This is a genomic window from Geobacter sp. (genome assembly GCF_030834625.1).
Classification (GTDB): Bacteria; Desulfobacterota; Desulfuromonadia; order Geobacterales; family Geobacteraceae; genus Geobacter.
This window is the reverse complement of the sequence record NZ_JAUQXO010000019.1, coordinates 101,867-121,459: the sequence shown is the minus strand read 5'-3', so window position 1 is coordinate 121,459 and position 19,593 is coordinate 101,867. Positions and strand designations below refer to the sequence as shown.

The 19,593-nt window shown below is 61.7% G+C and carries 21 protein-coding genes, 1 tRNA gene and 1 pseudogene; 18 read left to right on the top strand and 5 right to left on the bottom strand.

Features of this window, described 5'->3' with window-relative positions; genetic code table 11:
- Positions 1-9: 9 nt before the first annotated feature.
- From RCH91_RS04725 to mtaB, 8 genes and pseudogenes are all read left to right on the top strand, one after another.
- Positions 10-303, top strand: a pseudogene (locus RCH91_RS04725) (integration host factor subunit beta); the annotation flags it as partial.
- Between the two features lie 9 nt (positions 304-312).
- A tRNA-Leu gene (locus RCH91_RS04720) sits at positions 313-400 on the top strand.
- A gap of 64 nt (positions 401-464) precedes the next feature.
- On the top strand, positions 465-818 hold the full coding sequence (locus tag RCH91_RS04715) for a hypothetical protein (RefSeq protein WP_306533402.1): 354 nt from the start codon (positions 465-467) through the stop codon (positions 816-818).
- 144 nt (positions 819-962) lie between these two features.
- Positions 963-1,640: a serine O-acetyltransferase gene (gene cysE / locus RCH91_RS04710; protein ID WP_306533401.1), complete on the top strand. Its 678-nt coding sequence runs from the start codon at positions 963-965 to the stop codon at positions 1,638-1,640.
- A 12-nt stretch (positions 1,641-1,652) separates the two neighbouring features.
- Positions 1,653-2,081 (top strand): Rrf2 family transcriptional regulator, encoded by a 429-nt coding sequence (locus RCH91_RS04705; protein ID WP_306533400.1) that lies wholly within the window; start codon positions 1,653-1,655, stop codon positions 2,079-2,081.
- A gap of 61 nt (positions 2,082-2,142) precedes the next feature.
- Positions 2,143-3,282 carry a cysteine desulfurase family protein gene (locus tag RCH91_RS04700; protein WP_306533458.1) on the top strand — a complete coding sequence of 380 codons (1,140 nt, stop codon included), beginning with the start codon at positions 2,143-2,145 and terminating at the stop codon, positions 3,280-3,282.
- Positions 3,279-4,385 (top strand): tRNA 2-thiouridine(34) synthase MnmA, encoded by a 1,107-nt coding sequence (gene mnmA, locus RCH91_RS04695; protein ID WP_306533399.1) that lies wholly within the window; start codon positions 3,279-3,281, stop codon positions 4,383-4,385. Before RCH91_RS04700 ends, mnmA begins: the two co-directional genes overlap by 4 nt.
- A 24-nt stretch (positions 4,386-4,409) precedes the next feature.
- On the top strand, positions 4,410-5,705 hold the full coding sequence (gene mtaB, locus RCH91_RS04690; protein WP_306533398.1) for a tRNA (N(6)-L-threonylcarbamoyladenosine(37)-C(2))-methylthiotransferase MtaB: 1,296 nt from the start codon (positions 4,410-4,412) through the stop codon (positions 5,703-5,705).
- On the opposite strand, the gene RCH91_RS04685 is transcribed toward mtaB, so the two are convergent.
- From RCH91_RS04685 to RCH91_RS04665, 5 genes are all read right to left on the bottom strand, one after another.
- Positions 5,692-6,837: an ATP-binding protein gene (locus tag RCH91_RS04685; protein WP_306533397.1), complete on the bottom strand. Its 1,146-nt coding sequence runs from the start codon at positions 6,835-6,837 to the stop codon at positions 5,692-5,694. The genes mtaB and RCH91_RS04685 overlap by 14 nt on opposite strands.
- A 16-nt stretch (positions 6,838-6,853) precedes the next feature.
- On the bottom strand, positions 6,854-7,297 hold the full coding sequence (locus RCH91_RS04680) for a response regulator (protein ID WP_373694366.1): 444 nt from the start codon (positions 7,295-7,297) through the stop codon (positions 6,854-6,856).
- A complete protein-coding gene (locus RCH91_RS04675) occupies positions 7,297-9,798 on the bottom strand; it encodes a PAS domain S-box protein (protein ID WP_306533395.1) in 2,502 nt (833 codons plus the stop codon). Before RCH91_RS04675 ends, RCH91_RS04680 begins: the two co-directional genes overlap by 1 nt.
- 75 nt (positions 9,799-9,873) lie before the next feature.
- Positions 9,874-11,151, bottom strand: coding sequence for a DUF6178 family protein (locus RCH91_RS04670; protein WP_306533394.1), 1,278 nt, complete (start codon positions 11,149-11,151; stop codon positions 9,874-9,876).
- On the bottom strand, positions 11,141-11,482 hold the full coding sequence (locus tag RCH91_RS04665) for a YcgN family cysteine cluster protein (RefSeq protein WP_306533393.1): 342 nt from the start codon (positions 11,480-11,482) through the stop codon (positions 11,141-11,143). The genes RCH91_RS04670 and RCH91_RS04665 overlap by 11 nt, the downstream gene beginning before the upstream one ends.
- A 258-nt stretch (positions 11,483-11,740) precedes the next feature.
- Between RCH91_RS04665 and sixA the strand changes: the two genes are divergently transcribed.
- From sixA to RCH91_RS04620, 10 genes are all read left to right on the top strand, one after another.
- Entirely contained in the window at positions 11,741-12,250 is a 510-nt protein-coding gene (gene sixA / locus RCH91_RS04660; RefSeq protein ID WP_306533392.1) for a phosphohistidine phosphatase SixA, read from the top strand.
- Positions 12,251-12,288: 38 nt separating this feature from the next.
- A complete protein-coding gene (locus RCH91_RS04655; protein WP_306533391.1) occupies positions 12,289-12,813 on the top strand; it encodes a helix-hairpin-helix domain-containing protein in 525 nt (174 codons plus the stop codon).
- A gap of 16 nt (positions 12,814-12,829) precedes the next feature.
- Positions 12,830-13,717 (top strand): CHAD domain-containing protein, encoded by an 888-nt coding sequence (locus RCH91_RS04650; protein WP_306533390.1) that lies wholly within the window; start codon positions 12,830-12,832, stop codon positions 13,715-13,717.
- The gene (locus RCH91_RS04645) at positions 13,714-15,255 is read left to right on the top strand and encodes a Ppx/GppA phosphatase family protein (RefSeq protein WP_306533389.1); all 1,542 of its coding nucleotides are present in this window, start codon (positions 13,714-13,716) and stop codon (positions 15,253-15,255) included. Before RCH91_RS04650 ends, RCH91_RS04645 begins: the two co-directional genes overlap by 4 nt.
- A gap of 126 nt (positions 15,256-15,381) precedes the next feature.
- Positions 15,382-15,822: a MarR family winged helix-turn-helix transcriptional regulator gene (locus RCH91_RS04640; protein WP_306533388.1), complete on the top strand. Its 441-nt coding sequence runs from the start codon at positions 15,382-15,384 to the stop codon at positions 15,820-15,822.
- A gap of 72 nt (positions 15,823-15,894) precedes the next feature.
- The gene (locus RCH91_RS04635; protein WP_306533387.1) at positions 15,895-16,485 is read left to right on the top strand and encodes a YceI family protein; all 591 of its coding nucleotides are present in this window, start codon (positions 15,895-15,897) and stop codon (positions 16,483-16,485) included.
- Between the two features lie 99 nt (positions 16,486-16,584).
- Positions 16,585-16,767: a hypothetical protein gene (locus RCH91_RS04630; RefSeq protein ID WP_306533386.1), complete on the top strand. Its 183-nt coding sequence runs from the start codon at positions 16,585-16,587 to the stop codon at positions 16,765-16,767.
- Positions 16,683-16,859, top strand: a complete 177-nt coding sequence (locus RCH91_RS21405; RefSeq protein ID WP_373694365.1) for a hypothetical protein — start codon at positions 16,683-16,685, stop codon at positions 16,857-16,859. The genes RCH91_RS04630 and RCH91_RS21405 overlap by 85 nt, the downstream gene beginning before the upstream one ends.
- 109 nt (positions 16,860-16,968) lie before the next feature.
- Positions 16,969-17,622, top strand: coding sequence for a hydrolase (locus tag RCH91_RS04625; RefSeq protein ID WP_306533385.1), 654 nt, complete (start codon positions 16,969-16,971; stop codon positions 17,620-17,622).
- 63 nt (positions 17,623-17,685) lie between these two features.
- Positions 17,686-19,557 carry an amidohydrolase gene (locus tag RCH91_RS04620; protein ID WP_306533384.1) on the top strand — a complete coding sequence of 624 codons (1,872 nt, stop codon included), beginning with the start codon at positions 17,686-17,688 and terminating at the stop codon, positions 19,555-19,557.
- Positions 19,558-19,593: the final 36 nt, after the last annotated feature.

Sequence of the window (19,593 nt, the reverse complement as noted above, 5' to 3'; positions counted from 1 at the left end):
GCAAGGAGTGCACGAATGACTAAAAGTGAACTGGTTGAACAGTTGGCAGAGAAGAATACGTGGCTGACCCGCAAGGATTCGGAGATGATAGTTAATCTTGTCTTCGACAGCATCAGTGACGCGCTCAAGCGGGGCGAGAAGGTCGAGATCCGTGGCTTTGGCAGTTTCACCGTTCGCGAGCGCGGCGCCCGCGAAGCGAGAAACCCCAAGAGCGGTGATGTGGTGAAGATCCCCGCCAAGAAAACGCCGTTCTTCAAGACCGGCAAGGAGCTTCGCGAGCGGGTAAACGTCAAGGAAGAGTAGATTCCTTTGGCCCGGATGGTGGAATTGGTAGACACAAGGGACTTAAAATCCCTCGACACTTAGTGTTGTGCCGGTTCGACCCCGGCTCCGGGCACCAACAGGTTGGAGCAAAGGGGCTTGGCCATCAGTGGCTGAGCCCCTTCTTCTTTTGGATGGGGGCGATGACCGACGACCGACTGAAAAGACTCCTGCACCGTTTTGCTGCCGCGGCCGAGGCCCACGCTGCCGCCATTGAGGCCATGGACGAGGCTACGGCGAACCGGCATGCTTTTATGCTCCAGGGGCTGTATCGTGAAATAGTGCTAAAGGGGGACGCGGGGAGAGAGGAGCTCCTCGCCCTTGCCGACAGCAGCCGCAAGGATGTGGCCGGGATGGCGGCGGTGTACTCGCTCCGCTACTGTCCCGAGCTTGCCGTTGCCGTGCTCCGCAGGCTTTCCGCCGAGGCAGGGCTGCTCGGGTTCCGGGCAAGCATGGCCCTGGAACGGTGGGAACGGGGGGAGTGGGATCTTGAGTGAGGGATTCTATAGTTGACAGTTTTTGTAAGGTATGGTACCTCAAAAACAGGTGTTTATAAGTGAAGCGAGTGTCCGCCTGTGAGGCAGGCACTCGTTCTGTTTCCACTCCCGAGAAGGGGGCTCCGTCCCCGGGAAGGATTGCCGATGTTTGCACGACTGCACGAGGATATCCAATCGGTTAAGGATCGAGATCCTGCTGCCCGCAGCAGCGTTGAAGTCTTTTTCTGCTACCCAGGCCTCCACGCCATCTGGTTTCATCGGGTGGCCCACTGGTTCTGGATACGCAACTTTTTCTTCCTCGGCCGCTTCCTGTCGCATGTGGGGCGTTTCTGTACCGGCATCGAGATCCATCCCGGCGCAACCATTGGCCGACGGCTCTTCATCGACCACGGCATGGGGGTGGTGATCGGCGAGACGGCCGAGATCGGGGACGATGTCACCATTTACCACGGTGTCACCCTCGGCGGGGTGAGCCTGGAGAAAAAGAAGCGTCACCCCACCGTAGAGAGCAATGCGGTTATTGGTTCCGGAGCGAAGGTGCTCGGCCCCTTTACCGTGGGGGCGGGCGCGAAGATCGGCTCCAACTCGGTGGTGGTCAAGGAGGTGCCGGCTAATGCGACGGTGGTCGGCATTCCGGGCCGGGTGGTCATGGCCGCCGAGGAGCCGAGCAAGAAGGCCGATTTCGAGCACGGCAAGCTTCCCGACCCGGAGGCAAAGGCCATATCATGCCTCTTCGATCAGTTGCGGGAGCTGGAGCGCAAGTACGCGGATCTTGCGGATGAACACGCGACGCTCAAGCGCCGGGTGGAGGCCGGAAAGTAGGAGAGGCGGGTTATGCGGCTTTCGACACGGGCACAGTATGCAGTGCGGGCCATGGTGGACCTTTCCCTCCACTCGGAGGGCCGTCCGGTTTCTCTGAAGGATATCGCCCTGCGGGAGGATATCCCGCTCAGCTATCTGGAGCAGCTCTTTAACCGGCTCCGGCGGGGCTCTATTGTGGAGAGCGTGCGGGGGCCCGGCGGGGGCTACCTCCTTTCCCGGGAGAGTTCGGCGATCCGGGTAGGAGAGATTGTGGCGACGGTGGAGGAACCCCTGACGCCGGTTTCGTGCATGGACAAGGGGAAGGGGCGTTGCACTCGGACGGCGGCCTGCACCACCCACAACGTCTGGGAGATGCTTGGCGAGAGGATCAGGACTTTCCTCGACTCCATTACCCTGGCGGATCTGGTGAACGAGGCTCGGGGGCGCGGGAATGGCGAGTGAGGCGGTCAGGAGCGAGAAGCGACGGAATAGGGGCGGGACCGCCCGCTCTTGAGATGGCATGATGATCTACTTGGACCACAATGCGACGACGCCGGTCCACCCTGATGTGGTGGAGGCGTTGTTGCCGTTTTTGCAGGGGAAGTTCGGCAATCCGTCGAGCATTCACTGGGCCGGCAGGGCCGTGAAGGGGGCGGTGGAGGAGGCCCGGGAGCAGGTGGCGGCCCTCGTGGGGTGCGAACCGGGGGAGGTGGTCTTTACCGCCTCGGGCACCGAGGCCGACAACATGGCGATCAAGGGGGTCGCTGCTGCCCTGAGGGGACGCGGGAACCACATCATCACTACCCGTGTTGAGCACCCTGCCGTGACCAGCGCCTGCGGCTACCTGGAGCTTCAGGGCTTCGAGGTGACCTGGCTCGAGGTGGACCGGGACGGCCTCCTGGACCCGGAGCGGTTGGAAGCGGCCATTACCGACCGGACCATCCTCATCTCGGCCATGGCTGCCAACAACGAGACCGGTATCCTCTTTCCCATACGTGAGATTGGCGAGATTGCCGCGCGGCGCCGTGTTTACCTCCATTGCGACGGCGTGCAGGCGGCCGGAAAGATCCCCCTCTCTGTCCGGGATGACGGCATCTCGTTTCTGGCCCTTTCGGGCCACAAGCTCAATGCCCCCAAGGGGGTAGGGGCGCTGGTGGTGAGACGCGGGGTGAAGTGCCATCCGCTGATCCACGGCGGCTCCCAGGAGCGCAACCGCCGGGGGGGGACCGAGAACGTGGCCGGCATCGTGGCCTTCGGCAAGGCTTGTGCCATCGCCCGTGAAACCATGACCCGCGAAATGGGGCGGCTCAAGGGCTTGCGGGACCAGCTGGAAGAGGGAATCATTGCCCGGATCTCCGGCGCCCGGGTGAACGGCCATCGGGAACGGCGCCTCCCCACCACCACCAACATCACCATTCCCGGCGTGGGGGCCGATACGCTCCTCATGGCCCTCGACCTGGAGGGGATTGCCGCCTCTTCGGGTGCCGCGTGCAGTTCCGGAACCCTCAAGCTCTCGCCGGTCCTTGACGCCATGGGACGGACTCCCGAGGAGGCCAAGGGGTCGGTTCGGTTCTCCCTGGGAAGGGGAAACACCGACGAGGAGATAGACCGGGTGCTGGCGGTTTTGCCGGCTATCGTGGCCCGGCTGCGGGGAGAATCATGACGGAGTTTACGAAAAAACGGATTGTCGTCGCCATGAGCGGCGGGGTCGATTCGTCGGTGACGGCGGCCCTCCTGAAGGAGGAGGGGCACGAGGTCATCGGCATCTCCATGCAGGTCTGGGATTACGCGAAATTCACCGCTTCGGAGGGGGAGAAGTTCGATACCTGTTGCTCCCTGGACGATATCCATGACGCCCGGCGGGTGGCGGAACAGATCGACATCCCCTTCTACGTGGTGAACTTCGAGGAGGAGTTCCAGCGGCTCGTTATCGACGACTTCGTGGATGAATACTTCCGGGGGCGCACGCCGAACCCGTGCGTGCGGTGCAACCAGCGGGTGAAGTTCGAGCTTCTGCTCTTGAAGGCGCGGGAGCTGGGGGCCGACTTTCTGGCCACCGGTCACTATGCCCGGACCGAGCGGGGAGACGACGGGCAGTTCCATCTCCTGCGGGGGCGAGACCCCGGCAAGGACCAGAGCTACTTCCTCTTCACCCTGACCCAGGACCAGCTCGCCCGGGTCCTCTTTCCCCTGGGGGGGATGACCAAGCCCGAAGTCCGCCAGCTTGCTGCCCGGTTTGGCCTGCGGGTGGCCGAGAAGGGGGAGAGTCAGGAGATCTGCTTCGTCCCCGACAACGACTACGTCCGTTTCCTGGAGGAGGAGCGGGGGGCGGGACTCATGCCGGGGGAGATCGTCGACCGGGCCGGAAATGTCCTCGGCCGCCACGATGGCACCTACCGCTACACGGTGGGGCAGCGCCGGGGGCTCGGAATTGCCCACCCCCATCCCCTCTATGTGGTCGGGGTCGATGCGGAGCGGCGGCAGGTGATCGTCGGGCCGAAGGAGGACCTTCTGGCCTCCGGGCTCATGGCAACGAACCTGACGTGGGTAATCCCTCCTGTCAAAGAGACGATTGAGGCCGCGTGCAAGATCCGTTACCGGCACCATCCCGTCCCCTGCACGGTGACGGTACTCCCCGGCAACCGGGCCGAGGTCCGGTTCGGGGAACCGGAGAAATCAGTCACGCCCGGGCAGGCAGTCGTTTTTTACGCTGGCGACGAGGTGCTGGGAGGCGGCTGGATCGACACGGCGGTGAACGGAGAGTAGGAACAGGGAGCGGAAGAGAGATTCATGCAGAGAGTGGCGATTTCAACCTTAGGGTGCAAGATCAACCAGTTCGAGTCGGCAGCCATGACCGAGAGCCTCGGGAAGGAGGGGTTCCGGGTGGTCCCCTTCGATGAGGATGCCGACGTGTACGTGATCAACACCTGTACCGTAACGGCAAAAACCGACGCCGAGTCGCGGCGGCTGATCCGGCGGGCCCTGCGCCGGAATCCGGAGGCCCGGGTGGTGGTGACCGGCTGTTATGCCCAGGTGGCCCCTGACGCGGTCAAGGACCTCCCCGGCGTGGCCCTCGTGGTGGGGAACAGCGAGAAAAAGAGCATTGTCGAGCTTCTGCGGGATGCGGCGCCGGCGGACAAGGTCGTGGTTTCGGACATCTCCCGGGAGCGGACCACGGAGGGGCTTCGGCTCGAAAGCTTTGCCGAGCACACCCGGGCCTTTCTCCAGGTGCAGAACGGCTGCGACGCCTTCTGCTCCTACTGCATCGTCCCCTATGCCCGGGGGCGGAGCCGGAGTGTCCCCTTGGATGAGGCCCTCGGAGGGATCAGGGCCTTTGCCGCCCAGGGGTTCCGGGAGGTGGTGCTGACCGGCATCCACCTGGGGGCCTACGGCCTTGACCTGGAACCGCCGTCGAGCCTCCTGGCGCTCTTGGAGGCTGCCGAGGCGGAGGCTGCGGTGCCGCGGCTCCGGGTCGGGTCGGTGGAGCCCAATGAGTTGACCGACGACCTTATCTCCTTCCTGGCTCGGTCGGCCATTGCCTGCCCCCACCTCCACATTCCGCTCCAGAGCGGCGACGACCGGGTGCTTGAGCGGATGGGGCGTCGCTATACGGCGGAGTTCTTCCGGGAGCGGGTGGGAAGACTCGTGGCAGCGGTTCCCGGCATCTTCATCGGCTGCGACGTCATTGCCGGGTTTCCGGGTGAGACTGAGGAAGAGTTCGCGAACACCGTCCGCCTCATCGGTGAGCTTCCGGTGGCTTCCCTCCACGTCTTCCCCTACTCCCGGCGTGAGGGGACGGCGGCGGCGCGGATGACGGGGCAGGTGGACGGGAAGGTTGTCCGTGCCCGGGCCGAGGCTCTGCGGGGCCTGGGCGAGGGGAAGAAGCGGGCATTCTGCGAGGGGGTTGTGGGGCGGGAGCTGGCGGTTCTGGTGCAGAGCCGGGGCCAGGACGGCGAGGTCGTCGGGCTCTCGCGCAACTACCTTCCGGTCCGGGTGCCCGACTATACGGGCGAGATGAATGTTGAGGTGACGGTGCAGGTCACCAGGGTGACCGCAGACGGGGTGCGGGGAGTCATCCGAGGGTGAAGTAGAAAGTGGCGCCCTTCCCCTCTTCGGCCTCTGCCCAGACCCGCCCGCCATGGCGGTGGACGATCCGCTGGACCGTGGCGAGCCCGATGCCTATTCCCTCGAACTCTTCGGTACGGTGTATCCGCTGGAACGGGGTAAAAAGGCGGCCGGCGTAGCGCATGTCGAAGCCGGCGCCGTTGTCGCGCACAAAGTAGGCTGTCCTTCCCTCCTTTTCGACGGAGCCGAATTCGATCTCGGCCTCCTCCCGCTTCGCCGTGTACTTCCAGGCATTGCTCAAGAGATTTTCCACTACAGAGCGCAGAAGTCGCTGGTCGCCGGAGACGCTGATCCCGTCGGCAATCCGGATGGTTACCCCGACGCGCTCGGGATGAATGTAGCGGAGTTCCTGCGCTATGGTGCGGGCGATGCCGGAGAGATCGGTCTGCTCCCGTGTCAGGGGCTCGCGTCCCAGGCGCGACAGGTTGAGGAGCGAATTGATCAGGCTGGCCATCCGCTGGCTTGCTTTCTGGACCCGTTGAAGGTAGTCGATCGCATGGGGCGGGAGCAGGTCTCCGCAATCATCCAGCACTGCCTTGCTGAAGCCGTCGATGATGGTCAGCGGTGCCCGCAGGTCGTGGGAGACGGAGAAGTTGAAGGCCTGCAGCTCCTGGTTAGCCGCCTCCAGTTGGGCGGTTCGCTCCTCAACCCGCTGCTCCAGTTCGGCGTTGAGCCGCCTCAGATCCTCTTCGGCCCGTTTTCGGCTCCGAAGTTCTTCCGCTTCCTTTAGGGCGCGCCGTACCGCAGATCCCAGGCGCCCCATGCTCCCCTTGAGAAGGAAGTCTGTGGCCCCCTTCCGGAGTATCTGCACGGCACGCTCCTCGCCCACGGTGCCGGAAATAACGATGAAGGGAGTGTCGGGACACCGCTCCCGCGCCAGTTCCAGCGCCTCGACTCCATCATAGCCGGGGATGCTCATGTCCGCCAGAATGAGGTCGAAGCCGGCCGGGACTTCCAGGGCATGGGCGAACCGCTTTCCGTCCTGCACCAGCGTTATCGAGCATGAAACTCCGTCGGCGGCGAGGTTCTCCCGCACCAGTTCTGCATCCATCGGATCATCCTCCAAGTGGAGAATCCGCAACGTCTCTTCCATCAGTTGCTCCCTGCCGTTAACGGCCGCAAACCGGCGGTTCGTTGATGACGGCCCAGAATATTCCCATCTCCTTCACGGCAGAAACGAATTCCTTGAATTCCACCGGCTTCACCACGTAGGCGTTCACGCCGTTGGCGTATCCCTCCACGAGATCGCATTCCTCGCGGGAGGAGGTGAGGATGACCACCGGCATCGTCCTGAGCGTCTCGTCGGTGCGGATGGCACGCAGCACCTCGTGGCCATCCACCTTGGGAAGCTTCAGATCCAGGAGGACGAGGACCGGATTACCAACGGGCCGATCCGCGTACCGACCGCGCCGGAAGAGGTAGTCGAGGGCCTCTTCGCCGTCTCGCACATGATCCACCTTGTTGGCGAGGTTGACCTCGCCGAGGGCTTCAAGGGTGAGTTCCGCATCGTAGGGGCTGTCCTCCACCAGTAGAATCCGTTTCAGTTCAACCATCATTGCGCTGCCTCCTTATCGGGGGGAAGGGATAGATAAAACGTGGCGCCGCCGTCGACGACCCCTTCGGCCCAGACGCGGCCCCCGTGGCGGTGGACGATCCGCCGCACGTTGGCGAGGCCGACGCCGGTCCCCTCGAAATCCTCCTGGCGGTGGAGACGCTGGAAGAGGCCGAACAGCTTCTCTGCGTAGCGCATGTCGAAGCCAACCCCGTTGTCCTTCACGAAGACGACCGGATTTCCTTCTTCGTCGCTGTAGCCGCCGATCTCGATCCGCGCCCGGTTTCGGACGCTGCTGAACTTGACGGCATTGTCGATCAGATTCTCGAAAACGAGTCGGATCATGGCCTCGTCACCACGGGCCGGGGGGAGCGTTCCGATCACCCACTCGATCTCTCTCCCCGCAGCGGCGGCCAGCCGGGACGTGATGACTTCCTGGACGATGCGGTGCAGGTCCAGGGGCGTCGCTATCATGTCGACCCGCCCCATGCGGGAGAAGGCAAGGAGGTCGTCGATGAGGTACCCCATCCGTTGGGTCGAGTCGGCGATCACGTCCAGATAGTGGAGACTTTTCTCGTCGAGTCCGGTGGCGTTGCGCTTGAGGAGCAGCTCCACGAATCCGGCAACGTGCCGCAGGGGTGCCCGCAGGTCGTGGGATACGGAGTAGGAGAAGGCCTCCAGTTCCTTGTTTGCCGCTTCGAGCTGGGCAGTCCGCTCCCGGACCCGGTCTTCCAGTTGGGCGGTGAGTCGGAGGATTTCCGCCTCGGCCGCTATTCTCTCGGTGATATCGATGACAATGGAATAAAGAAAATTGCGCCCTTCCATTACGATGGGTCCGGAGAAGACCTCCACGTCGCGGACGATTCCGTCGGCAAGCCGGTGCTTGAAGGTGAATTTGGAGCACTCCCAGGTATTGGCGCGGGCCATTTCCGAGGCGATGACCGTTGGTTCAGCCACATTGATCTGCGAGATATTCATCCGAGCCAGCTCTTCGGCGGGGATACCGTAGAAGCGGCACGCCGCCGGGTTGGCGTCCACAATGCTGCCGTCCTGCGGATCGATAAGCAGCATGACAGCGTGATTGCCCGTAAAGAAGCTCCGGTACCGCGCTTCGCTCTCCCGAAGGGCAGCAAGTGTCTTTTGCTCGTCGGTGATGTCCCGAACCATGGCCATGAGTGCGACGGATTCCCCCTTGTCGTCTCTGAGGGGGGTGTTGAACCATTCGCAGGTGATCGTGCGGCCGTCCTTCGTTATGTTCTCGTTGATGCCGTGCACGGTCTGATCGGCATCGAGCGAGGCCAGGAGAGCGTCAAGGTGGGGTCGGACCGATTCCGGTATAATGAGACCGTAGGGATCCTTCCCCGCCAGTTCGCTTTTCCCGTAGCCGAAGATCCGCTCGGCGGCCGGGTTGAGATCGATGACGGTTGGGTCGTGGGTCATAATAACACAGCCCACGGGCATACGATCAAACTGGAGTTGAAGGCGCCTCATGAGCATGTCACGCTCGGCCGCGAGCCGTTCGCGTTCCCGTCGGCCCGCCTCTTCGCGGGTGGACAGCCTCATGAGGTAGAGCCCTGCCGCGCACAGTCCCCCCGTGAGAAGAAAGGTGATCGTTCCCACCTCAAGGGCTGCCGTTTTCCAGGGGGCCAGGGCCGTGGAGCGGGAGAATGCGACCACGGCCGCCACCGGATAGGAGGGGGTGGCGGTAAAAGATGCAATCAGAGGGACGTTTTCCTCGAACAGCGCCCCGTGGACCGTACCCTCCCCCATGCGCGGCACCAGGTCGCGGAAGAGACTCGTTGGTGCCAGCGATGCGCCGATGCGTTTCGTTGGCTGCGATCCTTGTGCAAGTATGATCCCATCCCGCCGGGCAAGAAAAATCTCTCCCTCTTTCCCCACATGGATAGTGTCGTAAAAACGGGCAAGGGCAGACGCATCGACAATTGCCGCCACCACGCCGGCGAAGCTGCCGTCGGGTGAGGAAAGGCGCCTGCTGACGGGGATTATCCAGCGTCCCTGGGAAAACCCCACTTTCCCCATGACCGGGGCGCTTATGTGAAGTCCGGCGCCGGCGCCCCTGCTGTGGGTGCTGAAATATTCTCGGTCGCTCAAATCGACCTTTTCGGCCGAGGGAGTCCGCGACGTGAAGGCGACACGGCCGTTGCGGTCGAGAATCACAAAGGCGAGAACGTTCGAGGAAACCTGCAACCGGGCGACGAGGATGTCGTAAACTTTCAGCGGAGCAGCGTCAATGGGGTGCAGCGGCGCCACATCTCTCTCGACCCCCTGGAGGGCGGCGTCGATACGTTGGAACAGTTGCTCTGCGTGCATGGCGACGGCCGAGGAGAGGTTGTGGGTCTGTCGCTCCGCCGTTTCGATGGAAATACGCCGGTTGGACACGGTGGTGACCGCGAAGACTCCCAGGATGGAGACGACGACAATGACCAGGGCGGTGAAAATGGCGATGCTGCCCGTAAATATGGTGCCGGATCGCTGCGGCATTCTCTTTCATCTCCCCGGAAGGTCCGCCAAGGTGATTCTTAGTTGGAGATTATACCAGGCGAGGGAGAGGAAGACTCAGACGCGAGCCAGAAACTCCCTGACCCGTTCCACGTCCGCCATGTCGTGGAACTCCCGGAAACCGTCCACACCGTCCGGATCAAAGGCCCGGTAGTAGCGGGGCGGGGTGGTGTGGAGAGCGCGCAGCGCCTTGCCGGTGGCGTAGTCGTCGCTGGTGAGCCCCTGGGCCTGCTTCACCAGTCCCATCACGATGCTGAAGCCTAACTGGAAGAGTCGCTTCAGACGCTCACTGGCCAGGATGGCGGCGGCTTTCTCCTCGTCGTCGCCGGTCAGGAATTCGAGGGCGATGGTGAGATAGCCGTGAACCCGCTCGAAGATTCTCTGCATGGCTTCCTGGTCGTGGAGGGCGGCACCGTCGGCCACCAGGGCGCTGTTTACCAGATAGGTGAGCTCCTGGTTGATCTCCTCGGTGTCCGGTCGGGAGAGGAGGCGATTGAGGAGCGAGTCGGCAGCGCCCGCCCGGGCGGGGAGGTGCCGTGGTGTCGCCGCGGCGAACAGCTTCTTTCCCCCCTCCAGCGCGAAGGATGCCGGATCGAAGCGGGCGTAGAGGGACTGGGCCTCCTCCAGTTCCGGGAACCCCAGGTCGGCGAGCCTCCCCGAGCGGAAGCGGAAGGCGAGGTCTTCGAGCTCGTCCTCCAGTTCTCCCTTTATCCCCTCCATGAGACCCATGTAAAGCCTGCGGTCGTTGCGGAAGATGATGTCGATGAAGCTGCCGACGGTCCTGGCGTGCTTGTTGTTCTTGAAGGTGATGAAGTAGAGGTTGTCGAAGGAGTGGTCCCAGTCGGCGACCCGCTCCTCATCGGGGAGGAGCTCTCCGATTCCGCCGCCGACGCTGATCTCCTTCTCGAGCATGAGGAGGAGAAGCTCCAGGTCCAGGTGGGGGAGCTGCTCCACGAGCGCCGTCTCTCCCGCCTCCAGCAGGTGTCCGAGCCACTCGTAGGACTTTTCGGCGGTGAAGTTCCACTTGTCCCACAGCTCCATGTCGAGCATGAAGGTGCGCTGTTCGGGCGAAGCCAGTTCCCAGAGCTCCAGGGCGTCGGTCTCGCCGATCTCCTTGATGAGCCAGTAGAGTTCCTGCTCGGGGAGCGCCCGGGCAAGCTCCTTCGCCGCCGGATCGTTGAGGATGAGGTCCATCCGCTGTTTTGCCGGCAGTTCCCGCAGGGTGGTGATCTTGGCGGCCAGGGGAAGCGATGCGAAACCCTCGGCAGTGGCGGCCCGTTTCCGCCTCTCGCTGTCAAGACTTACGACGGTGGAACGTTCGGGTTCATTTCCCATTATGTGAAGACTCCTTTTTTCCTTTTCGTTTTGGCCGCGTTTCCATCTTGATCCGTGACCGTTTTACCCCCAGCGCCTTGCGGTAGGCGCAGTCGTCGTGGAGCCAGTGGAGTTCCCTGACCAGCTCTTCGGTCAGCTTGATGCACTCGGGGTTGATGTCGAAGCGGCGGTCGTAGATGACGCACCGGCGGGTGGCCACATCCAGGTAGCGGCACGGGGTTGCGGTGAAGAAGACAGTGCCGGAGTCATCCTCGATCTTTTCGAAGCAGCAGAGGCCGCATTGCTCGCAGAGGGACTCCCAGGCATCGTCGTGGTCGGTAGTCTCTTTCATGGGGGTGAGGATACCGGAACGGTTGCCGGCCTGTCAACGGATGATCCTTCGGGATCTTGGCTCTTAACCGGTGGTGATGACGCCATTACCGGGTACACTATGTTACAGCTGTGTAAATTTCTCGCCAATCTGCAGCAGGGAGCCCAGGGGAGATTGAAAACGCCCCACTGTCTGGTTAACTTATTCACAGAAACGGCGCGACGTGCGACATTTCAGTGCAAAAACCGCCGCGGGATATCCACCGGGAAGGAGGAGAGGGTGAAGCTCTATGTGATCCGTCATGGGGAGGCCATCGAACGGAGCGCCGCGGTGCGTGAGGAGGACCGCTGGCTTACCCCGTCGGGGCGGGACGAGTTCCGCGCAAACGCGCGATGCCTGGCGAAAAAGGGGATCGTTCCTGATTGCATCATTACAAGCCCCCTGGTGCGCGCGGTGCAGACCGCTGACATTCTTGCGGATGTTCTCGGCTTTGGCGGAGAGATTCGCGTATCCCAGGAACTGGCGCCGGGGTTTGGCGTAGAGGGGCTTTTTCGCCTGGCGGACGCTAACGGAACGCCTCGGAGCCTGGCGGTCGTGGGGCACGAGCCCGACCTGGGGGAGGTGGTGGCCCGTCTTCTTGGGATTGACGGGTCGCTCCCCCTCAAGAAAGGGGTCATCGTGGCCCTGAAGCTGGACCCTGGGCTCCCCGCTGTGCCGGCCCGGTTCCGGTGGCTGATCCAGCAGGGTAAAAAGCTCAGTGAGCTTCCCGGTCACGGTAAGGCCGGATGAAATGAACAAGGATGACCGATCACAGGGGAGGGAACGATATGAAGGATAGGATGAAAGAGCTTCAGAAAATCAAGGGGATCGGCGAGATCCTGGCCCGTCGCTTCGTGGAGGCAGGGTACGACACCGCTGCAAAGGTGGCTGAGGCGGGGGAGGATGCCCTGAAGGCCATCAAGGGGATCAATCCTCGGGCGATTTCGTCCATCATCTCCCAGGCAGCCGGATTTGCCGATGAGGGGGGCAAGGCGCGGGCAAAGCGGGTGGAGGAACTGAAGGCTGCGGCGGCGACCCTGAAGGACCAGGTGGAGGGGATTGCCCGCAGCGTCAGGGACCGCTTCACCGATGAGCTCCAGGGCAAGCGCGGCAAAAAGGTTGAGAAAGAGCTCCTCAAGATGGTGTCGGCCCTGGATCGGGTGGAAGGGAAGCTCGGCAAGCGGGTCAAGCGGGCCGGCAAGGGGCTTGCCAAGGCCGAGGAGCGTCTCGCCGGTCTCGCCGAACAGGGGGTCAAGGGGGTCGGCAAGGGTTTGAAAAAAGCCCGCAAATCCCTCAAAAGGGTCCTTTCCTGAACCCTGGAGCCGTACCATGACGATCACGGCCCGAACACCCCTCTGGGTCGCCGCACCGGCCCTTCTGGCCGCCCGGAGCGATGATTTCTTCGGCCGGTGGCGCAAGGTGCTGAAGAGCTTCGACCTGGAGGATATCCACGACCTGCGGGTTTCATCCCGGAGGCTGCGGGAAGGATGTGCCCTCTTCGCCCCCGTTTACCCGGGCAACCTCTCCGGGGTCGGCCGGCGGGTGCGGAAGGTGACCCGACTCCTGGGAGCCCTGCGCAATACCGACGAAGCCCTCCTCTTTTTCCGGAAGCTGGCTGCCGCGCTTCCAGAGCCGTGCGGGGAGGGGCTCGGCGTCCTCATCGCCCGCCAGGACGTTCTCAGGGAAAACGAGCGGCAGCGGCTCGCAGAGCGGTTCAAAAATCTTGACTCCGGTAAGACCCGCTCCGCCTTTACCCTGACCATGGCGAGGCCTTTCGTGTTTCCGCGACCCGACCTCGCCGTCGATCCCTTTACACCCCTTGGTTCCTTTGCCGCCGCAGCCCTAGAGCAGCGTTTCACTCATCTCCTCGCCCTCGTGCCGGCGGCGTGCCGGGAGGGGGAGGCGGCGGCCCAGCACACCCTGCGGATCGCCGTCAAGCATTACCGCTACCGCATCGAGATCCTCTCCTTCCTCATTGCCACGGGGTACGAGGATATCCATGCTGCGGTCAAGGCCTACCAGGAATGCCTGGGGACCATGCACGACCTGGATGTTTTCTCCGAGATGGTGCGGCGCGAGGGGTTGTCTCCGGAAGTCGAGTGTGTCATCCTGAATGCTATCGCGGAGCAGCGGACAATGTGCTTTGCCCGCTTCACGGAATTGCTCGGGGAGCATCCCTTCGAGCTGATCGGAGAACAGGTGAGGGGGGCGCTGTGAAGAAAAACCGGCTTGCGGCCATCGACATAGGGACCAACTCCATCCGCTGCATCGTGGTGGAGGTGACGAAAAACGGCTCATTCCGCGTCCTGGACGACGAGAAGGCGACGGTGCGCCTGGGTGAGGGGCTGGCAACCAGCGGCTCCATTTCCCCGGCTGCCTGGGATCGGGCCATGACCGCCCTTGCCCGGATGAAGAAGATCGTGGACGGCTATGGCGTGAAGGCCGTGGAGGCGGTGGCCACGAGCGCGGTTCGAAAGGCCGCCAACGGAGAGGCGTTCATCGCCGCCATCGCCGACCAGGTGGGAGTGGCGGTTGTGGTCATCAGCGGCGAGGAGGAGGCGGAACTGGCGGCCCTCTCGGTGCGGAACCACTTCGACATGGAAGGGGTCCGCTACGCCATGGTCGACATCGGCGGCGGGAGCCTGGAGGTGGTGACGGCCCTCGGCTCCCACATCGAGGAGATCTATTCACTGGAGCTGGGGGCGGTCTTCCTCACCGAGAAATTCATGGCGGGCGATTCCGTGCGGCAGGCCGACGAGGACAAGCTCCGCAAGCACGTCCGCTCAAGCCTCAAGGAGGTATTTGCCGGCGAGCGGGCCCAGTTCCAGTGCCTCGTGGGCTCCGGCGGCACCATCACCTCCATCGCTGCCATGGCCATGGCCATGCGGGGGGAGGGATACGGCTCGGTCCATCGTTACGAAGTACTCCGCTCAGAGGTGGTACACCTTCTTGCCATGCTCACGCGCAAGTCCATGAAGGAGCGGCGCGAGGTGCCGGGCCTCAACCCCGACCGGGCCGACATCATCGTGGCCGGGGTCACGGTGGTGGACGAGCTCATGCGCTTTTTCGACGCGAACATCCTCCGGGTGAACGAGCGGGGAATCCGGGAGGGGCTCATCGTCAAGGCGCTCCGGACCCACGGTCTCATCCCCGGCGCTGAACAACCCCGCACCTGGCGGGACTCGGTGCTGGAGTTCGGCCGCTCCTGCCACATGGACGAGGAGCATTCCCTCCACGTGACGAAACTGGCCCTGCAGCTCTTCGACTCGCTGGAGCCGGCCAGCAAGATGGGGGCGGGAGCCCGCCGGATACTGGAGGCGTCCGCCATCCTCCACGATGTGGGGTACTTCATCAACTACTCCAGTCACCACAAGCATTCCTACCATCTCATCCGCCACGCCGATCTCTTCGGCTTCACCCCCCGGGAGCGGGAAATCATCGCCAACGTGGCCCGCTACCACCGCAAGGCTCTCCCCAAGAAAAAGCACGATGCCTACGTGCGGCTGGCCGAGTCTGACCGGCAGCTGGTGAGCCGACTGGGGGCCATCCTGCGGCTGGCCGACGGCCTTGACCGGCGCCGAAGCGCCGTCGTCTCCGGCGTCACCTGCTCCCTCTCCAACGGCACGGTCATCGTCAATATCGCCAGCAGCGAGGATATTTCGGTGGAGCTCTTCGGTGGGAAGATCAAGGGGGATCTCTTCGAGGAGGCGTTCAAGAAGCGGCTTCTCCTTGTGGCGGAGCAGCCCCAGATTTGAACTTACCCCTCTCTCCCAACCCTCAATCTTCAGAGAAATAAACAGGAAAAACTGTGCTTGACAGTTTGATTGGGTTGATATAGTTTGATGTTAAATCATATCATTTAAAACTAAACAGGACCTGACATGAAAACTCAAAATGCCCCAACATACCGAGCCCTTAATACCTACACCAAGCTGATGCGGGCCGCGGAATCGGTAACCAGCAGGGTACATCGCGTCCTGTCGGCCCCAAAACTTACCATTAGCCAGTTTGGCGTACTCGAAGCGTTATTCCATAAAGGCCCCCTGTGCCAGAAGGACATCGCCGCCAAAATCCTCAAGAGTACCGGCAACATCACCCTGGTGATCGATAACCTTGAGAAGCAGGGTCTGGTAAGACGAGAGCGTGATATGGAAGACCGGCGCTATTTGACCATTCATCTCACAGAAACGGGGGCAGCGCTCATTGCCAAAGTCTTTGCAGATGTCGAGGCGTCAATCGTCACTGAAATGGCTTCCCTTACGGAGAGCGAACAGGAAGTGCTGGGAAATCTGTGCAAAAAACTGGGATTGAAAGGAGGGTAAGGCAGAGGCAGTCGTGTTTTTTTAAGTAAATAGTTTAATGTCAAATCATTTAAAAACTAAGGAGAAACCATCATGAAAAAGATCATCGCATCAATCGCCACCATCGTCGGCCTGGCCCTTCCGGCCTTTGCTTTCGCCTCTACCTGGACCATTGACCCCGATCATTCCAATATCGGCTTCAAGGTCAAACACCTGATGGTGGCGAACGTGAAGGGGAGTTTCGAGAAGCATACCGGCACTGTTGAGATCAACGACAAGGACATCACCAAGTCCAAGGTGGAAGTCAGCATTGACACCAATTCCATCAACACCAATGTCCAGAAGCGTGACGAGCATCTGCGCAGCGCCGACTTCTTCGATGTGGCCAAATACCCCACCATGACCTTTGTGTCGAAGAACGTTGCCAAGGCCGGCAAGGACAGACTTAAGGTTACGGGCGACCTGACCCTGCATGGCGTTACCCGTCAGGTGGTCCTTGATGTGGAACCGATCTCCAAGGAAAGCAAGGACCCGTGGGGCAACATCCGTCGCGGCACCACAGCCACAACCAAAATCGATCGCAAGGATTTCGGTCTTACCTGGAACAAGGGGCTTGAAACCGGTGGGGTGCTTGTCGGTGACGAAATCACGATCACCCTGGAAATCGAGATGATCAGGAAGTAACGGCACCTGCCATCTGCCAAGGCCGGGAGGCAGTTTCCATCTCCTCCCGGTCTTGATCCTGATGTCCGGTCGGACGCCAAACCTCTAAGGAGTTGAACGATGCTGAACAAACTACTCGCTACAAAGGATGAATTTTCCACTACCATCCTGCGCGTGACCCTGGGGGTGGTAATGCTTCCCCACGTGCCCAGAAATTGCTGGGATGGTTCGGTGGCCATGGTTTTAGCGGAACCATACCATTTTACCGAGAACATGGGCATCCCCTACCTGGTCACCATCTAGGTCAGGGAGACGGTGCCGCAGCCAGCGACGAAAATCAGCTGATTGTCACCGGCAGGGAAAAGGCGGAAGTGCTTCTTTTTGACCTGGCCTGACACATCAGGCAGGCTCAAGCGCGTAAACAGTACATTGATCAGATGAATTGCTGGGGTACACTTTACCTAGTAGTACGAAGATGCAAAATCCAAAAAAAGGAGTCATATCATGAATTACACGGAACTGCTCAATCCTCAGAACTCAGCCCTTATCCTGATCGACTTTCAACCCCAGATGACCTTCGGTGTCGCCAACATCGACCGGCAGACCCTCTTCAACAACGTCCTGCTCCTGGCCAAGGCGGCAAAGATCTTCAATGTGCCGACCATCCTCACTACGGTGGAGACGAAAAGCTTCTCCGGCAACATGTGGCCGGAGATTCTCGACATCTTTCCCAACCAGGAACCGGTCGAGCGGAGTTCCATGAACTCGTGGGAGGACGAGAAATTCGTGGCGGCGGTAAAGACCACCGGGCGCAAGAAACTGGTCATGGCGGCCCTCTGGACCGAGGTCTGCCTGGCGTTCCCGGCTCTGGAAGCAATTAAAGCCGGCTATGATGTCTATGCCGTGGAAGACGCCTCGGGAGGGACCAGCGTTACCGCCCACAACGCCGCCATGCGGCGCGTCGAACAGGCTGGTGCGGTGCCCATGACCGCTCTGCAGGTTCTCCTTGAGTACCAGCGTGACTGGGCCCGCAAGGACACCTACGACGCTGTCATCCAGACGGTCAAGGAGCACTGCGGCGCCTACGGCCAGGGCGTGGAGTATGCCTACACCATGGTGCATGGCGCACCAGCCAGTCGCAAGGCCCCGCGGAAATGACCAGCAGGCTCGTACACGAAACCGGGCTGTTGACGGAAGGTGCCATTAGACGGAGGTACTACCATGAACGCACCCGACTTGATTCTGCATAACGGCACGATCACCACTCTCGATCCTTCCAACCCCCAGGTTTCGGCCGTGGCCATGACCGGAGGTCGCATAACCGCCACTGGGGGGGAGGAACTCCTCGACAGTGCAGCCGACAAAACTAAACGGATCGACCTCAAGGGACGGCGAGTCATCCCTGGGCTCAACGATTCGCACATGCATGTCATCCGCGGCGGTCTCAGCTACAACCTGGAGCTGCGTTGGGACGGCGTCCCCTCTCTCGCCGACGGCTTGCGCATGCTGAAAGAACAGGCGCTGCGCACGCCTCCAGGCCAATGGGTGCGGGTTATCGGCGGCTGGAGTGAATTCCAGTTCGCAGAAAAGCGCATGCCCACCCTCGATGAAATCAACGCCGTCGCCCCCGATACCCCGGTCTTCGTCCTGCACCTCTATTGCCGCGGGATGCTGAACCAGGCCGCGCTGCGGGCCTGCGGCTACACGAAAGACACCCCGAATCCACCCGCCGGTGAAATCCAGCGCGATGTACACGGCAATCCTACCGGGCTCCTCATAGCCCGTCCCAATGCCGGCATTCTCTACGCCACCGTCGGCAAGCAACCCAAGCTGCCGCCCGAACATCAGATGAATTCTTCACGCCATTTCATGCGCGAGTTGAATCGCCTTGGCCTCACCAGCCTAGTGGACGCGGGGGGCGGTTCGCAGATCTACCCGGATGACTACGCGATCATCGAGGAACTGCACAAGCGGGGCGAAATGACTGTACGCATGGCCTACAACATCTTCACGCAAAAGCCCCAAGAGGAAAAAGAGGATTTCCTGCGCTGCATGAAGCTGACCGTGCCCGGCAATGGTGATGACTTCTATCGCTGCAACGGCGCCGGAGAGATGCTGGTCTACTCGGCGGCGGATTTCGAGGATTTCCTGGAACCCCGCCCCGACCTCCCGTCCAACCTGGAGAAGGACCTGAAAGAGGTCGTTTCGCTGCTGGCCGCCAACAGATGGCCGTTCCGCATTCACGCCACCTATGACGAAAGCATCTCGCGCATGTTGAACGTATTTGAAGAGGTGAACCGCGAAGTCCCCTTCGGCGATACAAAATGGTTCTTCGACCATTGCGAAACCATCTCCGACAGCAGCCTGGAACGGGTCAAGGCGCTGGGGGGCGGCATCGCCATCCAGAACCGCATGGCCTTCCAGGGGGAGTATTTCCTGGACCGTTACGGGAAGCAGGCGGCGGAGCAGACCCCTCCGGTTCGCAAGATGCTCAATCTCGGCATCCCCGTGGGAGCAGGCACCGATGCCACCCGCGTCTCCAGCTATAACCCCTGGCTGGCCCTCTACTGGCTGGTTGCCGGGAAGACAGTCGGCGGCGCCTCCCTGTATTCAGGAGCAAACCGCCTCAGCCGGGAGGAGGCATTGCAGCTCTATACCCACGGAAGCAGCTGGTTTTCGGGAGAAAGAGGCAGGAAAGGGACCATCGCCGTCGGCCAGCTGGCGGATGTCACTGCGCTCACCGAAGATTACTTCTCCGTACCGGAAGAGAACATTAAAAGTATCGAGTCGGTCCTGACCATTGTTGACGGGAAGGTTGTCTATGCTGCCGGGGAATTTTCCAGCCTCGACCCGGCTCCGCTGCCGGTACTGCCGGAATGGTCACCCATCAAGGTGTATGGCGGGTACGGGGCGCCATTGGATATGCGCAAAGCCGCCCGGCACGGCGTCCCGGTCCCCCAGCACCAGCATTCCTCCGAGTGCCACTCGCACGGTTGTCACCATGCCGCCCACCAGCTCGAGGTCGGCTGTAAAGCCGGGGCTCCCCGTTACAGTGACTTCTGGGGCTTTGGCTGCGATTGTTTCGCGTTTTGAAAAAACACCATTCCCACATGGGGGGGTGGGAAAAGG

Excerpts from the sequence above, each read along its gene's own strand:
- RCH91_RS04715 (WP_306533402.1), top strand. The coding sequence starts at position 465 with ATGACCGACGACCGACTGAAAAGACTCCTGCACCGTTTTGCTGCCGCG.
- cysE (WP_306533401.1), top strand. The coding sequence starts at position 963 with ATGTTTGCACGACTGCACGAGGATATCCAATCGGTTAAGGATCGAGAT.
- RCH91_RS04705 (WP_306533400.1), top strand. The coding sequence starts at position 1,653 with ATGCGGCTTTCGACACGGGCACAGTATGCAGTGCGGGCCATGGTGGAC.
- RCH91_RS04700 (WP_306533458.1), top strand. The coding sequence starts at position 2,143 with ATGATCTACTTGGACCACAATGCGACGACGCCGGTCCACCCTGATGTG.
- mnmA (WP_306533399.1), top strand. The coding sequence starts at position 3,279 with ATGACGGAGTTTACGAAAAAACGGATTGTCGTCGCCATGAGCGGCGGG.
- mtaB (WP_306533398.1), top strand. The coding sequence starts at position 4,410 with ATGCAGAGAGTGGCGATTTCAACCTTAGGGTGCAAGATCAACCAGTTC.
- RCH91_RS04685 (WP_306533397.1), bottom strand. The coding sequence starts at position 6,837 with ATGGAAGAGACGTTGCGGATTCTCCACTTGGAGGATGATCCGATGGAT.
- RCH91_RS04680 (WP_373694366.1), bottom strand. The coding sequence starts at position 7,297 with ATGGTTGAACTGAAACGGATTCTACTGGTGGAGGACAGCCCCTACGAT.
- RCH91_RS04675 (WP_306533395.1), bottom strand. The coding sequence starts at position 9,798 with ATGCCGCAGCGATCCGGCACCATATTTACGGGCAGCATCGCCATTTTC.
- RCH91_RS04670 (WP_306533394.1), bottom strand. The coding sequence starts at position 11,151 with ATGGGAAATGAACCCGAACGTTCCACCGTCGTAAGTCTTGACAGCGAG.
- RCH91_RS04665 (WP_306533393.1), bottom strand. The coding sequence starts at position 11,482 with ATGAAAGAGACTACCGACCACGACGATGCCTGGGAGTCCCTCTGCGAG.
- RCH91_RS04655 (WP_306533391.1), top strand. The coding sequence starts at position 12,289 with ATGAAGGATAGGATGAAAGAGCTTCAGAAAATCAAGGGGATCGGCGAG.
- RCH91_RS04650 (WP_306533390.1), top strand. The coding sequence starts at position 12,830 with ATGACGATCACGGCCCGAACACCCCTCTGGGTCGCCGCACCGGCCCTT.
- RCH91_RS04640 (WP_306533388.1), top strand. The coding sequence starts at position 15,382 with ATGAAAACTCAAAATGCCCCAACATACCGAGCCCTTAATACCTACACC.
- RCH91_RS04635 (WP_306533387.1), top strand. The coding sequence starts at position 15,895 with ATGAAAAAGATCATCGCATCAATCGCCACCATCGTCGGCCTGGCCCTT.
- RCH91_RS04630 (WP_306533386.1), top strand. The coding sequence starts at position 16,585 with ATGCTGAACAAACTACTCGCTACAAAGGATGAATTTTCCACTACCATC.
- RCH91_RS04625 (WP_306533385.1), top strand. The coding sequence starts at position 16,969 with ATGAATTACACGGAACTGCTCAATCCTCAGAACTCAGCCCTTATCCTG.
- RCH91_RS04620 (WP_306533384.1), top strand. The coding sequence starts at position 17,686 with ATGAACGCACCCGACTTGATTCTGCATAACGGCACGATCACCACTCTC.